The 16,660-nt window shown below is 67.8% G+C and carries 14 protein-coding genes; 6 read left to right on the top strand and 8 right to left on the bottom strand.

All coding sequences use genetic code 11. The annotated features are described in order from the left end of the window. Both FHT08_RS05355 and FHT08_RS05350 read left to right on the top strand, forming a co-directional pair. Positions 1-876, top strand: a complete 876-nt coding sequence (locus tag FHT08_RS05355) for a polyprenyl synthetase family protein (RefSeq protein WP_104535815.1) — start codon at positions 1-3, stop codon at positions 874-876. A gap of 676 nt (positions 877-1,552) precedes the next feature. Next, positions 1,553-2,650, top strand: a complete 1,098-nt coding sequence (locus FHT08_RS05350; RefSeq protein ID WP_166774496.1) for a M35 family metallo-endopeptidase — start codon at positions 1,553-1,555, stop codon at positions 2,648-2,650. Positions 2,651-2,720: 70 nt separating this feature from the next. Here FHT08_RS05350 and FHT08_RS05345 read toward each other — a convergent pair whose 3' ends face one another. Together FHT08_RS05345 and pmbA are read right to left on the bottom strand one after the other, a co-directional pair. Further along, complete coding sequence (locus FHT08_RS05345; RefSeq protein WP_166774495.1) at positions 2,721-3,185, bottom strand: DUF4870 domain-containing protein; 465 nt, start codon at positions 3,183-3,185, stop codon at positions 2,721-2,723. Positions 3,186-3,275: 90 nt separating this feature from the next. Further along, on the bottom strand, positions 3,276-4,643 hold the full coding sequence (gene pmbA, locus FHT08_RS05340) for a metalloprotease PmbA (protein ID WP_166774494.1): 1,368 nt from the start codon (positions 4,641-4,643) through the stop codon (positions 3,276-3,278). A 108-nt stretch (positions 4,644-4,751) separates the two neighbouring features. Between pmbA and yjgA the strand changes: the two genes are divergently transcribed. Further along, the gene (yjgA, locus tag FHT08_RS05335) at positions 4,752-5,333 is read left to right on the top strand and encodes a ribosome biogenesis factor YjgA (RefSeq protein ID WP_166774493.1); all 582 of its coding nucleotides are present in this window, start codon (positions 4,752-4,754) and stop codon (positions 5,331-5,333) included. Positions 5,334-5,502: 169 nt separating this feature from the next. Here the strand turns inward: yjgA and tldD are convergent, their stop codons facing one another. After that, the gene (gene tldD / locus FHT08_RS05330) at positions 5,503-6,948 is read right to left on the bottom strand and encodes a metalloprotease TldD (RefSeq protein WP_166774492.1); all 1,446 of its coding nucleotides are present in this window, start codon (positions 6,946-6,948) and stop codon (positions 5,503-5,505) included. 99 nt (positions 6,949-7,047) lie between these two features. Between tldD and FHT08_RS05325 the strand changes: the two genes are divergently transcribed. Beyond that, positions 7,048-7,803 carry a DUF6065 family protein gene (locus FHT08_RS05325; RefSeq protein ID WP_104535821.1) on the top strand — a complete coding sequence of 252 codons (756 nt, stop codon included), beginning with the start codon at positions 7,048-7,050 and terminating at the stop codon, positions 7,801-7,803. Positions 7,804-7,925: 122 nt separating this feature from the next. Here the strand turns inward: FHT08_RS05325 and FHT08_RS05320 are convergent, their stop codons facing one another. The 3 genes from FHT08_RS05320 to FHT08_RS05310 form a co-directional block, all read right to left on the bottom strand. After that, positions 7,926-11,852 carry a YhdP family protein gene (locus FHT08_RS05320; RefSeq protein WP_166774491.1) on the bottom strand — a complete coding sequence of 1,309 codons (3,927 nt, stop codon included), beginning with the start codon at positions 11,850-11,852 and terminating at the stop codon, positions 7,926-7,928. Positions 11,853-12,021: 169 nt separating this feature from the next. Beyond that, the gene (rng, locus tag FHT08_RS05315) at positions 12,022-13,521 is read right to left on the bottom strand and encodes a ribonuclease G (RefSeq protein WP_104605991.1); all 1,500 of its coding nucleotides are present in this window, start codon (positions 13,519-13,521) and stop codon (positions 12,022-12,024) included. Beyond that, complete coding sequence (locus FHT08_RS05310; protein WP_166774490.1) at positions 13,521-14,093, bottom strand: Maf-like protein; 573 nt, start codon at positions 14,091-14,093, stop codon at positions 13,521-13,523. The genes rng and FHT08_RS05310 overlap by 1 nt, the downstream gene beginning before the upstream one ends. A 122-nt stretch (positions 14,094-14,215) precedes the next feature. Here FHT08_RS05310 and FHT08_RS05305 point away from each other — a divergent pair, with 122 nt between their 5' ends. Continuing rightward, complete coding sequence (locus tag FHT08_RS05305) at positions 14,216-14,947, top strand: SIMPL domain-containing protein (RefSeq protein ID WP_166774489.1); 732 nt, start codon at positions 14,216-14,218, stop codon at positions 14,945-14,947. Between the two features lie 234 nt (positions 14,948-15,181). Here the strand turns inward: FHT08_RS05305 and FHT08_RS19950 are convergent, their stop codons facing one another. Then, positions 15,182-15,421, bottom strand: a complete 240-nt coding sequence (locus FHT08_RS19950) for a hypothetical protein (protein WP_243848988.1) — start codon at positions 15,419-15,421, stop codon at positions 15,182-15,184. Between FHT08_RS19950 and FHT08_RS05300 the strand changes: the two genes are divergently transcribed. Then, positions 15,315-15,917 (top strand): energy transducer TonB, encoded by a 603-nt coding sequence (locus tag FHT08_RS05300; RefSeq protein ID WP_243848946.1) that lies wholly within the window; start codon positions 15,315-15,317, stop codon positions 15,915-15,917. The two genes, FHT08_RS19950 and FHT08_RS05300, sit on opposite strands and share 107 nt — an antisense overlap. 238 nt (positions 15,918-16,155) lie before the next feature. On the opposite strand, the gene rlmH is transcribed toward FHT08_RS05300, so the two are convergent. Beyond that, complete coding sequence (rlmH, locus tag FHT08_RS05295; protein ID WP_166774487.1) at positions 16,156-16,626, bottom strand: 23S rRNA (pseudouridine(1915)-N(3))-methyltransferase RlmH; 471 nt, start codon at positions 16,624-16,626, stop codon at positions 16,156-16,158. Between the last annotated feature and the right edge of the window lie 34 nt (positions 16,627-16,660).

The following is a 16,660-nucleotide window of genomic DNA, read 5'->3' as shown; positions in this document are numbered from 1 at the left end:
GTGAGTTCGGCGTTGTTCGAACACTGGATCGGCCGCACCGAACGCAGCCTGGAGGCCTGTCTGCCAAGCCCCTTGTTGGCGCCGCAGCGACTGCACGCCGCGATGCGGCACGCGGTGCTGGGCGGCGGCAAGCGCATGCGTCCGCTGCTGGTGTATGCGGCCGGCGCGCTGTTCGGCGCCGACGAGGACAGCCTGGACACGCCCGCGGTGGCGGTGGAGCTGATCCACGCCTATTCGCTGGTGCACGACGACTTGCCGGCAATGGACGACGATGCCTTGCGTCGCGGCCAGCCCACCGTACATATCGCCTTCGACGAAGCTACCGCGATCCTGGCCGGCGACGCGCTGCAGACGCGCGCCTTCGAGCTGCTGGCTGCGGCCCCGGTCAGTGCGGAGCTGCGGGTCGGCTGGCTGCAGAGTCTGGCCACCGCCGCAGGCGCTGCCGGCATGTGCGGCGGCCAGGCGCTGGATATCGACGCCACCGGCCGGTTGCAATCGCTGCCCGATCTCGAGCGCATGCACGCCCTCAAGACCGGCGCGCTGATCCGTGCCGCAGTGCGCATGGGCGCGCTCGCCGGCGCAGCCGCAGCCGACGATCAGCAGCGCCTGGATGCGTTTGCCGATGCGCTGGGCTTGGCGTTCCAGGTCCGCGACGACATCCTGGATGTGGAGTCGAGCTCGGCGCAGCTGGGCAAGACCGCCGGCAAGGACGCCGCACAAGCCAAATCCACCTATCCCGCCCTGCTCGGAATGGACGGCGCCAAAGCCAAACTGGCCGAGCTGGCCACACGCATGCACGACATCCTGCAGCCCTACGGCCCGCCCGGCGACACGCTGGCGACACTGGGCCGGTTTGCGGTGGACCGCGCGCACTAGGGCGCCGCGTTCGTTCGAGCTACCGTGCCGCCGCGCCGTGCCCCTCGTGCCGATGCCTGGTGCCAGATTAGGTGCAGACATCGCCGCACGGGCAGTCACCGGCCGGCATGAGCAGCGCCGTCCGCGCGTGGTCGATCAGCGCGACGGCCAGCCGACCAACAGGTGACCGACGCGAAGGCAGCGCCCTGCCCGCGCAAGCACCACAGACCGGCCGACGATTCGCCAGCGGCCTGCGGCCACGACGACGACCAGGGTTTTCAGGCAATCGATGGCCTGGCCACCGCATCTCCCGCGCTCGCGGCGGACTCGCACCGCATTCTGTCGCGCACTTCGACACCTGCATCGATCAGACGATCGCGCCGCTTTTTGCGCACACCGTGCGCCAGCGCACGGTGCGGTGATGGCGCACCGCCCTGCAAGCACTGCGCTATGTCACAGAACGTAAATTTTCTTCCCAAACATTTTTCACAGGAAGATTTTCATAGATTGATCAAAAAGCGAGGAAGAATTCACATTTTTCTGCCGATTTGTCGCCATCGGTGTTCGCATTTGTCATTGAGTGGCCACCGGCAGGCCAAAAACAGCATCAATCGATTCTCTTGTTGCGTCTGCTCGCTCTGCCTAGGTTGACCTGCCCGCGTCCGCGGACATCCCCCGACCACATGGAGAGTCACTGGTGAAGAACGTTTTTCTCGCATCGTTTGCAGCAGGCACGCTGGCCGTTGTTGGCGTGCTCGGTTCGGCGCAGGCACAGTCCGTGCGCGGCCCGGTCCCGTTGACCATCGAACTGGCGCCGGTCGCCGATCAGGCCGGGCGACACCAGGGCAAGATCGCGGTGACCGTCACCAACAACGGCAGCCAGATCGCCCGCGTGCCGACCTATCAGCTGCCGCTGCAGACGCTGGATAACGGCATCCTGGAAGTGAGCCGCGATGGCGTGCCGGTGACCTACACCGGACGCCTGGTCAAGCGCGGCCTGCCCAAGGCGGCAGACTTCACCATCCTCAAGCCCGGCCAGAGCGTCAAGGGAGAGGTCGATCTGGCCGGCGCCTACGATCTGTCGACCAGTGGCAACTACACCATCCAGGTCCGTTCGTCGCTGCAATACGCCTCGCTGTCCGACGGCAGTCTGATGAAGGCGGCCAACGGCCAGCCGGCCGTGGCCACCAGCACGCCGCTCACCGTCTGGCTGGATGGCGCGCGTCGCGGCGTGCAGCGCCAGCTCGCAATCGGTCCGACCGCGGTGGTTAATGGCATCAACTACCTCAACTGCAGCACCACCCGCACCAATCAGGCCGCCAGTGCCGTCACCGCCGCGCGTAATTACTCGCAGAACGCGCGCAACTACCTCAATGCCGGCAGCACCGGAGCGCGCTACACCACCTGGTTCGGCGCCTACAACGCCTCGCGCTACAGCCGGGTCAGCTCGAACTTCGTCAACATCGACAACGCACTGGACCAGAACAACGGCCAGCTGACGATCAACTGCAACTGCGAAGCGGATCTGGCGGACGCCTTCGCCTACGTCTATCCAAACCAGCCGTACGAGATCCATGTCTGCAATGCGTTCTGGAGTGCGTCGACAACCGGCACCGACTCCAAGGCCGGAACGCTGGTGCACGAGACCAGCCACTTCACGGTCGTCGCCGGCACCCAGGACCGTGTCTACGGCCAGTCCGGCGCGCGCAGCCTGGCGATCAGCAACCCGGCCCAGGCGATCACCAACGCCGACAGCCACGAGTACTTCGCCGAGAACACCCCGGCGCAAAACTGATCGCATCATCGTCTGAAACGACGAAGGCCCGGCATCGCTGCCGGGCCTTTGTCATTTGCACCGCGCCGGATTACTTGATCAGGCGCAGCGTGAACGGATAGCGGTAGTGCTCGCCGTTATTGGCCTTGACCGCGGCCAGGATGCACAGCACCAAGTTGGCGATCCACACCAGCGTCGGCACGAAGAACAGGATGCCGAACGACACGATGGTCAGGATCACCGCAGCCACATAGGCAATGATCACGGTGATCTGGAAATTCAACGCTTCCTTGGCCTGATCGGTGGCGAACGGCTTGGACGGGCTGGCGTCCTTGCTGATCAGCCAGATCACCAGCGCGCCGATGAAGGACGTGAGGATGCCGAGCAGGTGCGCGGCCAGCGCCAGGGTGCGCTCCTCCGACGGCGTACTGGTCCCGATCGGCGGCGGTGGCGGTACGGCGTGTGACTCGAATTCGCTCATCATCTCTCCCCATGCATGGTTGTGGTGCGGCGGACTATAGCAACGATTCAGCCAGCCACCAGTGCGGGAAGACATGGTCTCGGCGGCGCACGGCCACTGCCGCCAGGCAGAGCGGCAAGATGCGCGCGCGCCGGGTGGCGGGCGCGGCAGCCCGGCCAGCTGCGCTCAGCTGTCGCCTGCCACCGTCATGCGGTTGAGCAGCACCGAGCCGATCTTGACGTGCGAGCGCGGATCGACATCGTTACCGACCGCCTCGATGCCGGCGAACATCTCGCGCAGATTGCCGGCGATGGTCAGCCCGTCGACCGGATAGGCGATCATGCCGTTCTCGATCCAGAAGCCACCGGCGCCACGCGAATAATCGCCGGTCACCGGATTGACGCCGTTGCCCATCAGCTCGGTGACCAGCAGGCCGCGCGACATGCCGGCAACCAGCGAAGCCAGGTCGCCGGCATTTGCGCTGACCTGCAGGTTGTGCACGCCGCCAGCATTGGCGGTGGTCTGCAGGCCCAGCTTGCGCGCCGAATAGCTGCCCAACACGTAACGCTGCAGCACGCCGTCGCTGATCAGTGCCGAACGCCGCGTCGCCACGCCTTCGCCGTCGAACGCGGCCGAACGCAGTCCGCGCCGCAGATGCGGCAGTTCTTCGATATTGAACCAGTCCGGGAACAGTTTGCTGCCGACACTGTCGAGCAGAAAACTGGCGCGGCGATACAGCGCACCGCCGGAGACCGCGCCGAGCAGATGCCCGACCAGCGAGCGCGCCACCTCCGGTGCGAACAGCACCGGCAGCTGGCCGGTCGGCAGCGAGCGTGGCTGCAGCCGCGCCAGGGTGCGTTCGGCGGCGTGGCGGCCGATCGCTTCCGGGGCCTCCAGGTCTTCGCGTGCGAGGGCACTGCTGTACCAGCCATCGCGCTGCATGCCGTCGCCCTGGCCGGCGATCAGCGCGCAGCTGATCGAATGATGGGTGCCGCGCTCGCGACCGATGAAACCATGCGAGTTGGCATACACCGACAGGCTGAGCCCGGTGCTGGCCGAGGCGCCGTCGGAGTTGCTGATGCGCGCATCGGCATCGCGCCCGGCGCTCTCGCAGGCCAGCGCCAGGTCCACCGCGGTGTCGGCGTCCAACGCCCACGGGTGCCAGCTGTCCAGCTCGGGGAAGTCGCGCGCCATCAGCTCCGGGTCGGCCAGGCCGGCAGCGACGTCGTCCTCGGTGTAACGGGCGATCGCGCAGGCCTGGGCGACGGTCGATTCCAGGCTGGAATCCTGCAGATCGGCGGTGCTGGCGCTGCCCTTGCGCTTGCCGAAGTACACGGTGACCGCAATGCCGCGGTCGCGGGTGGATTCCACCGTCTCCACATCGCCCAGGCGCACGTTGACGTCCAGGCCGCGCTCCTCGCTGCAGCTCACTTCGGCCTGGGTGGCGCCGGCCGCACGGGCGCGCTCGAGCAGGCGCTGCGCGATGTCGGTAAGCGCGTCCAGGCGCTGCAGGCTGTCGTCGTGGACACGTGTTTCGGAGGAGAGTGCGTTCAATGCTTTATCCTAGTCTCATGGTGCGAGTGACCTGATAGCGGGTCCCTGCGCAAGAGCTGGCCGGCATGGCCAGAATTTTTAATCAGTCTGTTTTGGGATGTATTGGCAATGCGCGGACGCGACGAAGATACCGGTGAATTTCGCGGCGCCAGCCGCAGCCAGCAGCGGCGCGAGGCGCTGGAAATTTTCGACCTGGGCGAAAAGCTGGTGGCGCTCACCCCCGCGCAGCTGGCCAAGTTGCCGGTGCCAGAATCGCTGATCCCGCATATCGAAGAGAGCAAGCGCATCACCTCGCATATCGCGCACAAGCGCCAGCTGGCGTTTCTGGCCAAGCACATGCGCCGCGAGGACGATCAGACGCTGGCCGCGATCCGCGATGCGCTGGATGCCAACAGCGACACCGCGCGCCGCGAAGTGGCCGCGATCCACCGCGTCGAGCGCTGGCGCGAGCGCCTGCTCGCCGACGGCGACGTGGCGCTGGCCAAACTGCTGGAAACCTACCCGGCCGCCGACCGCCAGCAACTGCGTCAACTGGTGCGCAACGCCATTCACGAGCGGGCCAAGAACAAGCCGCCGCGCGCCTACCGCGAGCTGTTCCAGGTACTGCGCGACCTGTCTCAGGAGCAGGGACTGGAGAGTGGGGAATCGGGATTGGAAGACGACGAATCGGCGTCGGAAGGCGACGAATAAGGCTCCGCCCGATCCATCCAGCCCCGCAACGGCCATCCCGGCCGTTGCCAACCCCGAATCCCGCTTCCTGAGTTCCCGCAGAAACGGACAATCACCCAAGCGGAACCCACCACACCCCGCAGTCCCCGCTGTTGCGATTCCCGATTCCCGATTCCCGAATCCCCGCATCTCAGGCCTGCGTTCCACCAACGGTGATGCCGTCGATCAGCAGCGACGGCTGGCCGACGCCGACCGGCACGCTCTGCCCGTCCTTGCCGCACACGCCCACGCCTTCGTCCAGTGCCAGGTCGTTGCCGATCATGCGCACCTTCTGCATGGTTTCCGGGCCGTTGCCGATCAGCGTGGCACCCTTGACCGGCGCGGTGACCTTGCCGTCTTCGATCAGGTAGGCCTCGGTGGCCGAGAACACGTACTTGCCGCTGGTGATGTCGACCTGTCCGCCGCCGAAGTTGACCGCGTAGATGCCCTTTTTCACCGAGCGGATCATTTCCTGCGGATCGTGCTGGCCGGCGCGCATGTAGGTGTTGGTCATGCGCGGCATGGTCAGGTGCGCGAACGATTCGCGCCGGCCGTTGCCGGTCGGCGCCACGCCCATCAGGCGCGCGTTGTGGGTGTCCTGCATGTAGCCGACCAGTACGCCGTCTTCGATCAGCGTGGTGCACTGGGTGGGTGTGCCCTCGTCGTCGATATTGAGCGAGCCGCGACGGCCATCCAGGGTGCCGTCATCGACGATGGTCACACCCTTTGATGCCACGCGCTCGCCGATGCGGCCGGCGTAGACGCTGGTGCCCTTGCGGTTGAAGTCGCCTTCCAGGCCATGCCCTACCGCCTCGTGCAGCAGCACCCCGGGCCAGCCCGGGCCGAGCACCACCGGCATCACGCCGGCTGGTGCCGGAATCGCATCCAGGTTGACCAGCGCCTGACGCAGCGCTTCGCGGGCGAAGCCTTCCGGGCGACCATCGGCGAACAGTTCGGCATAGCCGTAACGGCCGCCGCCGCCGGAGTAACCGGACTCGCGCCGCCCGCCCTGCTCGACGATCACCTGCACGTTCAGGCGCACCAGCGGGCGCACGTCGGCGGCGAGCACGCCGTCGCTGCGCGCGATCAGTACCGTGTCCACACCGCCGGACAGGCTCACCATCACCTGCTTGACGCGCGGGTCGGCAGCGCGCACGTACTGATCGATACGGCGCAACAACTCGACCTTGGTCGCGCTGTCCATGTCGTCGATCGGGTCGGTCGCCGGATACAGCGCGCGGCCGTTGCCGCGCACCAGCGAACGGGTGGATTGCGCGCCGCCCTCGCGCGAGATCGCGCGCGCGGACTGCGCCGCCTCCAGCAAGGCGTCGCGCTGGATGTCGTCGGAATAGGCGAAGCCGGTCTTCTCGCCGGCAATCGCGCGCACGCCCACGCCTTGTTCGATGGAATGCGCACCGTCCTTGACGATGCCGTCTTCCACGCTCCAGCTCTCGCGCCGCGAATGCTGGAAATACAGGTCGCCGAAGTCGATGCCCGGGCCCAGCAGGGCGCCGAAGGTGCGGTCGAGATGGCCGGTGTCCAGGCCGGAAGGAAGCAGCAGCCGGGTTTCGGCCAGAGTGAGAGCGTTATCGGTCATGCGGTCAGGATGGGGCCCGCGCGCCGGGGAGACAAGTCGTTCGGCTGAACATGCGGCACGGCTATCATCGCAGGCCCATCGCCACGCCGACGCCCGCGCATGAAGCTCACTGCCCACGTCCTGGATGGCCATACGCTGGACATCCGCCCCGCCCCGCACGAGCGCGACTGGATGGACGCCACCGACCAGCGTTATGCGTACCGCTGCCTGCCGCTGGCGATCGCCAATGCGCATGGCTGGGAGCTGTTGTGCCAGGCCGGTTTCGAGGCCAGCTGGGACGGGCGCGAGGGTCTGGATGCGATCCGGATCAGCGTCGATGCCGGCGCCGCGTCACCGGCGATCAGCCACTTCGGCTACGGCGTGCTGACCTTCCACGTGCCCTGCCTGTTTCGCACCGATACCGGCATGGATCTGTTCGTCACCGGGCCCTTGAACCGGCCCAAGGACGGCATCGGCGCGCTGAGCGGCATGGTCGAAACCGACTGGAGCCCGTACACCTTCACCATGAACTGGAAGTTCACCCGGCCCGGGAAGGTGCGCTTCGCGGCCGGCGAGCCGTTCTGCCATCTGTTCCCGCTGCCGCGACACCTGATCGAACAGGTGCAGCCGCAGTGGAAGCCCTTGTCCGAGGCGCCGCAACTGGCGCAACAGCATGCCGACTGGACGCGCAGCCGCACGCAGTTTCTGCAGGAACTGCCGGATGCGCAATCGGCCGCCGCGCGCGAGAAATGGCAACGCGGCTATTTCCGTGGCGTCGCCGGTGCCGATCAGGCGCCGGTGCAGGGCCACCGCTCGCGCCTGCGTCTGCCGATGTTCGTACGCGCCGACAGCGACGGCGACAGTTCAGTCGACTGAGTGCATCAGTGCGCGCAGCTTGCCGGCTGGCGCGCGTGCCGCGTTCGATCGACTTGCGGTAAGACCTGAGCGCCCGCGACGACCAGCACCGACGCTCGCCAGCGCGCCCGCAATCGGGCGCGTCAGCGTGGCGACCGACCGGGCGTGCCTGGAGTTGCCGTTGGCGTGTCTGCTGCAGGCGGCTTGCCCGGCGCGCGCTCGCGCACTTCGCGTTCCACCACGTCCACCTGCGGATCCTTCCACGGCCCGGTGACGTGATAGGTCTTGGCGCCGATCGCCCCCAGCGGCTTGCCGAGCACCGCATTGGCGGCCGCGCCTACCGCCGCACCGACCGGGCCGCCGGCCACGGCGCCGACCACCGTGAGCAGATTGCCGGCCTTGGGGTTGACGTCCACGGTCTGGTCGAAGGTCTGCGCACGTAGGTCGGTCTGCCCCCGGATGGCGATGTCGGCGGCCGGGCCTTCGATGCGGATCGCATCGGTGCGCGCGAAGCCGTCGCCGAAGCGCACCTGGCCGTCCAGCTTGTTGAAGGCCAGCCCCTTGGAGAAGAAATCGCGGAAGTCGAACATCAACCGGCGCGGCAACTGCGCCACGCTGAGCAGGCCGAGCACGCGACCGGCGCCCGGGTCCACTTCCAGCAGCTGGCCGTTGCGCACGTCGATCTTCAGATCGCCGTCCAGCGAACCGAGCGCAAACCCGGTCGGCGAGCCCTGCCAGCCGGCATTGAGTTCCAGCTGCCCTTCGCCGCCGCGCAGCTGGCCGCCCAGGGTGAGGTTCTGCAGCAGGTTGCCGAGATTGCGGCTGTCCACCCGCGCCGACAGCCGGGTGCTGGCGGAATCGCCCTTGCCGCGCCAGGCGCCGGTCAGGCCGATATTCTGGTCGTTGGAGCGCAGCTGCAGCTGGTCCACCTGCATGCCGTCGGTCAGCCGGCTGCTGCGCAGGGTGGCCGCGCCCAGGGTCATCTTGCCGACCTGCAGGTCGTCGATATCCAGCGACAGCGGCGGGATCGAGACCGGGTCGAACTCGGCCACCGCGCGACGCGCCGGTTCCGGCAAGGCACCAGCCAGCGGATCGCCCGGCTCGGGCGCGGCCGGCTCGGCCGCTGCGGCCACCGGCTGCCAGTGCACCGTGCTCAGCTTGCCCTGCACGGCGGCGCCATCGGCATTGGGCACGCTGAGCTGGCCGGCCAGCGATGGGCCGTCCAGGGTCACCGCGACCGCGTCGCGGGTCGGCCGCAGGCGCAGGCGCGTCTGCGGGAACACCCCGCCGATCATCAGCAACCGGTCGGCCTGCACATCCACCTGCTGCAATGGCACGGCGTCCTGCTTGGGTGCTGCTGGCTGGCCCGGCAGCGGCGGCATGTCCGGCTCGCTGCTGCCGCGCGCCAGGCTGATCCAGTCGATCGCATCCAGCGAGGCGGTGCGGCCGGTGACCACCAGGCCGTTGGCGGGCGGACGCTCGGTGACCGTGTCGGTGCCCATCACCACGCGCACGCCGGTCTGGTTGCCGTGGCTGCTGGCCTTGAGCGCGACCAGCTTGCCGAAGGCCACGTCGATGTCGCCATCGCCCACCGGCAAGGCCACCTTGACCTGCGTGTCCAGCGGCTGCGTGGCCGCCTTGTCCAACGGTGCGGGCAGATCCAGGGTGGTGCCGACCAGCTGCGAGCGCAGCGTCAGCAATGCCTGCGCGTCCGCCTGCCCCGGCGACGGCAGCGGCACATCCACGCCCACCTGCCACGGTGCGCTGCCATGCACGTAGGGGCGCAACCATTCCATCTGCGGCGCGCGATCGAACAATTCCTTGGCATCCAGGGTGGCGCCGAAGCGCGCCTCGAAGGCCTGTTCGGGGTCCTGCACGAAGCCGCCGGCGCGCAACGACAACTCGCCGCTGCGGCCCTGGTGCTGCACGCTCAGGCGTTCGGCGGCAAAGCCGGTGTCGCGGTACTGGGCCTGCCCGTTGACCTGATCGAAGGCCAGGTTCCAGCGCGCATCGGCCAGCCTGGCGCCCTGCAATGCGACCGTGCCTTGCAGATGGCCGCCCACGCCCTTGCTGCGTAACGGGCGCAGCAGATCGAAGCTCGCCGCTGCCGGGCCGGACACGGTGAGATTGCGCAAGGTGTCGCCGTAGCGTTGCTCCAGCGGGCCCTTGCGCAGCATGCCCAGCAGCTGCGCGGCGTCGGCCCGGGTGGAGGCGCGCACGTAGAGCTCGGAGGCGGCGAAGCTGGGAATGCCGGCCTCCAGGGACGCGATCGGCGCGCCGGCCAGCTCGCCCTTGCCCTGCAGGGAAAATCCGTTGCCGATGAAGCGCAGATCGGCCTGCACCTGCTCCATTGCCGGCCAGTCCGGATTGAACGGGATCACGCCGTCGCGGATCTGGCCGAAGGCCTCGAACCGGCCGTCGTTGTTGTCGAACGGCCAGTCGTCCAGATCGCCGCTGACCAGGCCGGTGCCGCCGGTGATCACGCCACCGGCAACCGCCGTGTCCAGCCAGTCGATGGCCGCTTTGCTCATCTTGGAGCGGATCCAGAACTTGCGTGCCACCGGCAAGGCGACATCGTCCAGTTGCGTGGCCAGCTGGATGCGCGGGCGGCTGCCATCGTTCTGGAACCACAGCCCGCCGCGCACGCTGGCGCCGTAGTCCTTGGCCTGCACGCGTAACGCCGGCGTGGCTACCTGCCAGCCGGCACCGTCGCGCCAGCCCACGATGCTGCCGGCCAGCTGCAACTCGTGTACCACCCCAAAGCCGGTCGGCCAATCGAAGCGCAGCGTGGCATCCGGTGCGGGGTCGAGCTGAATCGCCTGCGCATCGCCATCGATCCGGCCACGCAGACCGCTGATGCCAGGCGCGTTGCCCACCGGCAGGAAGCCCAGCTCCTCGATCCGGCCCTGCGCCCGCACCGCCCCACCCTGCTCGCCGGCGATCTGCAGATCGGCCAGGCGCACCTGCGGCCGGGACAGGCTCAGCCAGCGCCGCAGGCCGGGCGATAGTTGCTCGCTCAAGGCGGCCGCCGCGATCAGGCCCGAGACATCGAGGTGTTTGCCCACCACCGCATAACGGCGCCCGCCAGCAACGCTCAGCCCGTCCAGCCGCTGCAGCCTGGCCGCCTGGCCCAACCGCAACAGCGGCGCATCCATCCGCCAGCCGCCGTCGATGGCCTGCCAGCGCGCGCGCGCCTGCAGCCGCTCCCACGCCAGCGTGCGGCGTGCGGTCTGCTCGGGCAATGCCGCGCCGGACAATCGCAGTTGCCGCAGATCGGCATCCACGACGACTGCAGTGATCCGGCGCGCGCGCAGTTGCGCCCAGGCCTGCAGGCGTCCGCCACCGCCGTCCACGCGTATGCCGCCGAACTGCAGCAACGGCGCCCAGGCGGCCAGATCGGCCGGGTCGGCTTGCGCATAGGCGCTGCCGTCGCCGCTGTCGCGATCGAACGCGATCACCGTGGTCAACGGCGCGCGCTGCAGGTCGATCCACGCGCGGCTGCCGACCTTAACGGTCGAGCCGTTGACGCGCAGGCGCAGGTCGATGCGCGGCAGTGTGGTGTCCACGCCGAGCGACGGCGCGGCCACCCGCAGGCGCGCCTCGGCCACCTGGATCTCGCCGAGCCGGCGCAGCGCTTCCAACGGGTCCGAACGCCGCCCGGCCGGCAGGCCCTGCACCGACCACACGCCATCGTCGCTACGTTGCAGCGTCAGCGCCAGGCCACGCAGACGCACCTCGGTCAGCGAGTGGCCGGGCAACAGGCCGGCATACATCGCCAGCAGGATTTCGGCCTGGCCCACGCGCACCTCGCCATGCGGGCCGATCCGCAGGCCATCCAGCCGCAGCAACGGGCCGCGCCGGGTCCATTCGGTCTGCAGGCGATCGAAGGCGATCGGCTGGCCGGCGCGCTGGCTCAGCCACGCGGCGATCTGCTGCGGCCGCTGCTCGGCCAACGGCAACGCCTGGCTGGCCGCACCCACCAGCAACGCGATCGCCACCAGCGCAAGCGCAGTGGCGGTGATCGCATAGCGGCGAAACAGACGGAGACGGCGGCGCAGCGGGGTGGGCATTAACGGCGGGGAATGGGAAATAGGGAATAGGGAATCGTAGGAGCACAAACCGCGCCGCGCACACGCTCATCCATCCACGCGCGCCGCCATTCTAAAGATGTCACCAGCACCCCACAGAGCGCCTTCTGCTCCACCCCAATTCCCGATTCCCGACTCTCCATTCCCGGACTCACAACAGCACCACATCGAACTGCTCCTGCAGATACTGGTCGTCGGACTGGAAGCGGATGCTCTTGCCGAGGAATTCCTCCAGCTCGGCCACCGCGGCCGACTCCTCGTCGGTGATGCGGGCGACGACCTTCGACGAGGCGATCACCAGCAGCCGCGCGGCATCGAACTGGCGCACCGCGCGGGTGATCTCGCGGAAGATCTCGTAGGTCACCGTCTCGGCGGTCTTGATGGTGCCGCGCCCGCTGCACTGGCCGCAGGTCTCCGACAGCTGCCGCTCCAGGCTTTCGACGGTGCGCTTGCGGGTCATCTCGACCAGGCCCAGCGGCGAGAACTCGTAGACGGTGGTCTTGGCGTGATCGCGCGCCAGCGCCTTTTCCAGCGTGCGCAGCACCTGGCGGCGATGCTCGGCGTCGTCCATGTCGATGAAGTCGATGATGATGATGCCGCCCAGGTTGCGCAGCCGCAGCTGCCGCGCCACCGCCTGCGCGGCCTCCAGGTTGGTGCGGAACACGGTTTCCTCGAGGTTGCGCTGGCCGACGAACGAACCGGTGTTGACGTCGATGGTGGTCATCGCCTCGGTCTGGTCGATCACCAGGTAGCCGCCGGACTTGAGCGGCACCTGCTTGTTCAACGCGCGCCCGATCTCGTCCTCGACCCCATACAGGTCGAAGATCGGCCGGTCGCCGGTATACAGCTCCAGCCGCTCGGCCAGCACCGGCATGTACTTGGCCACGAACGCCTGCAGCTGCACGAAGGTCTCGTTGGAGTCGACCTTGACCTTTTCCACGTCGCGGCGGATCAGATCGCGCACCGCACGCAACGGCAGGCTCAGGTCCTCGTAGATGATGCTGCACGGCGGCGCCTCGCGGCCGCGCCGCTCGACCACGTTCCAGACCCGCGACAGGTAGGCGATGTCCTCGGCCAGCGCCTCGGCCGGCTGGCCTTCGGCGTTGGTGCGGATGATGTAGCCGAAGCCGCCGTGCTGGGCCGAGACCTCGCTGACGATGGTCTTCAGGCGCAGCCGCTCGGCCTCGTCCTCGATCCGCGCCGACACCCCGACGATCTTGGATTGCGGCAGCAGCACCAGGTAGCGCGAGGGGATGCTGATCTGCGTGGTCAGCCGCGCGCCCTTGGTGCCGATCGGGTCCTTGACCACCTGCACCACGATCTCCTGGCCGTCGCGCAGCAGCTCCACGATCGGCACCGCCGCCGCCGGCGGCGGCGGGATCGGGGTCTCCTCGGTATCGACCACGCTGGCCGGTGCCGGCACCGGGCGCACCACGTCGTTGGCGTGCAGGAACGCCGCGCGCTCCAGACCCAGCTCGACAAATGCCGCCTGCATGCCCGGCATCACCCGCTGCACCTTGCCCTTGTAGATATTGCCGACCACGCCCCGGCGCCAGCCGCGCTCGATATGCAGCTCCTGCAGCATGCCGTTCTCGATCACCGCGACGCGGGTTTCGCGCGGGGTGACGTTGACCAAGATCTCTTCCGACATCAATGCGCTCCGAAGGCTGTGAGCAACTGCGAGGTGTGAAACAGCGGCAATCCCATCACACCGGAATAGCTGCCGGACAGATGGCTGATAAAACGTTCGGCGCGGCCTTGAATCGCATACGCGCCGGCCTTGCCCATCGGCTCGCCGCACGCCACGTACGCGGCAATCTGCGCAGCATCGAGCGTCGCGAAGGTCACCTCCGACACCACCAGGGCCTGCACCGGCGCGCGTTGTGCGCAGACTAGAACCACTGCCGTGAGCACCTGGTGGGTACGTCCTGACAGCAGGCTCAGCATGGCGATCGCATCGTCCGCATCGACCGGCTTGCCGAACACCCGCTCGCCCAGCACCACTTCGGTATCGGAGCCGAGCACGATCGCATCGGGGTCGCTGGCCTGCACCTGCGCCAGGCCGGCACGCGCCTTGTCCAGCGCGACGCGCTGCACGTACTGCGCAGGCGATTCGTCGGCCGCGCGCAGTTCGGGCACGTCCAGTTGCAGGGTCTGGAAAGGCACATCCAAGCGTTGCAGCAGTTCTTGTCGGCGCGGCGACCGGGAGGCGAGATAGAGCATCCGTCCAGCATACCTGTTGCTCCTCCCCGCCCGCTTGCCGATCCGGGCGACAGTGGTCGCGTTCGACTCACAACATGTTCATCGAACCGGCAACACGCTTCCCCTACAGACAAGGAGATCTCATGCGTACCACCCTCACACCGTTGTTGCTGGCCCTGTCCATCGCTGCCGGAACCGCCATGACCGCCCACGCCCAGACTGCTCCGAGCTACACCATTCCCAACGACGGCACCCTGCTCAACGTGTCGGCCGAAGCGGACGCCAAGCGCATACCGGACATCGCCACGCTGTCGGCCGGCGTGGTCACCCAGGCCGCCGACGGCAACGCCGCCATGCGCCAGAATGCCGAACAGATGAGCAAGGTCATGGCCGCGATCAAGGCCGCCGGCATCGCCGACAAGGACGTGCAGACCACCGGCATCAACCTCAGCCCGCAGTACACCTACAAAGAAAACGAAGCGCCCAGAATCAACGGCTACCAGGCCAGCAACACGGTCAGCCTCAAGGTCCGCGACATCTCGCGCCTGGGCAAGGTACTGGACGCGCTGGTCGCGCAGGGCGCCAACGATATCAACGGCCCCAGCTTCTCGGTCGACCAGCCCGAACCGGCCTACGACGAGGCCCGCGTGGCCGCCCTGAAGAAGGCCCAGGCCCGCGCCGACACCTACGCCAAGTCGCTGGGCCTGAAGGTGCGCCGCATCGTCAGCATCTCCGAGGGCCGCAGCGGCGGCGTGCGTCCGATGATGATGGCCGCCTCGATGCGCTCGGCCAAGGCCGAGATGGACACCCAGGTCGCGCCGGGCGAAAGCACCTTGTCGATCAACCTGGAGGTGACGTTCGAATTGGGGCGCTGACCTGACCGAAATCGCGTTCGGTTTGCTTTCCAGACTGCCCTCCTCGAGGGCAGTTTTTTTATGGGGCAAGCCAAAAGTTCTGTTTCCGCGCCTTGCGACGACACCTGCCCGCTTCCCTACACGAGTCTGACGCGCCGAATGTGTGCGGGTCGATACGGCCGGGGCGCATCAACCCGCCGACCGCCAGCGCTTCGAAATCGCTTGTGCCCGCGCAGAGCTCGCGGTAAACCTACGCTACCGGATGGTGTAGTGCGTCCGGGTCGCGCTGGTCCTTTCCGCAGTTCCGTTGAGGAGGTGGATGATGGTTCGCACGCAATCGCAGGTTTCTTCCCGATCCACAGGCATCGACACGTCGCGCGTTCTGGCGATGAGCACGGCGGTGGCCTTGCATCTACTCGCCGGCGGGTTGTTGTTGATACCGCTCTCGTACCGGGCAATTCCGCAACAGCCCGCCCCGAAAGAACGCTGGCTCATGCCCATCACCATCGCGACGCCGCCGCCACCGGTATTTCCGATCGAGGTGGAGTTCACGCCGCAGACAACGCACACACCGCCGACCACGGTGCCGGTGCAGGTGCGGACCCCGGAGATCAGTCAGCCGGCCGTGGTCGACAGCGCACCACTTGCCTTAGCTGCGGTCTCCGATGCGGTGCCTGACAGCGCGCCGGCAATTGCCGCGCCCAGCGGCCCGGTCGAGGCAGGCCAGCTGCAGTATCTGAGTTCACCGGCGCCGAGTTACCCGGTGGCAGCGCTGCGTGCCGGGCAGCATGGCACGGTGCTGCTGCGCGTGTTGGTCGGCACCGATGGGCGCCCGGCCGAGGTGAGCGTGCAGACCAGCAGCGGTCATCGCGCGCTCGATCTGGCGGCACGCAGCCAGGTGCTGCGCAACTGGCGCTTCCAGCCGGCGATGCAGAACGGCCAGGCCGTGCAGGCCTACGGCCTGGTGCCGGTGAGTTTTTCGTTGAACTGATGCGCCATCACCTGCGGCGACCCGGATGCCCGGTCGCCGCATGGTCTGGGGCCGCGCCGCCAGCTGCTGCGAGGCCACGGTTTCAGCTGTTGCAGGCGCATCGTTGCATCGCGCCTTGCGTGCACACTGACGACGTGCGGTCTCGTGAATCGGGTTGAGGATGTGCCCGGCTACTGGCGCACATACCCATCTCGAAAGCGAACGGGCTACGCGCGGAGTACTGCCGTCGCGATGCCGCTTACGCGCGGTGATACGGATGATTGGCCAGCATCGCCGCAGCGCGGTACAGCTGCTCGGCGACGATCAGGCGCACCAGCATGTGCGGCAGGGTCAGCAGGCCGATCGACCAGCTTTCGCTGGCGGTTTTCAGTACCTCGGCGGCGTGACCTTCGGGGCCGCCGATCAGGAACGCCAGATCGCGGCCCTGCCCGCGCCAGTGCTCCATGCGCTGGGCCAGCTGTTCCGAACTGAGCGGGCGGCCCGGGATATCCAGCGCAACCACGTAGGCGTTCTTGGGCAGCGCGGCGAGCACGCGGCGCCCCTCGTCGTCGATCGCCCGTTGTGCATCGCGGCCCTTGCCGCGCAGGCCGGGTTCGATCTCGACCAGCTCCAGCGGCATCCAGTGCGAGAGACGTTTCTGGTATTCGGCAAAGCCCTGCGCCACCCAGGCCGGTGCGCGCTCGCCGGTAGCGATAAGTCGGCATTTCATGACGGCATGATATCCGCGTCACAGCTTGGGCATC

Origin of the sequence: Xanthomonas sp. CFBP 8151, assembly GCF_011761885.1 — a bacterium.
Classification (GTDB): Bacteria; Pseudomonadota; Gammaproteobacteria; order Xanthomonadales; family Xanthomonadaceae; genus Xanthomonas; species Xanthomonas arboricola_B.
Note: the sequence above shows the minus strand (reverse complement) of the source record. Positions and strands in the feature narration are given on the sequence as shown.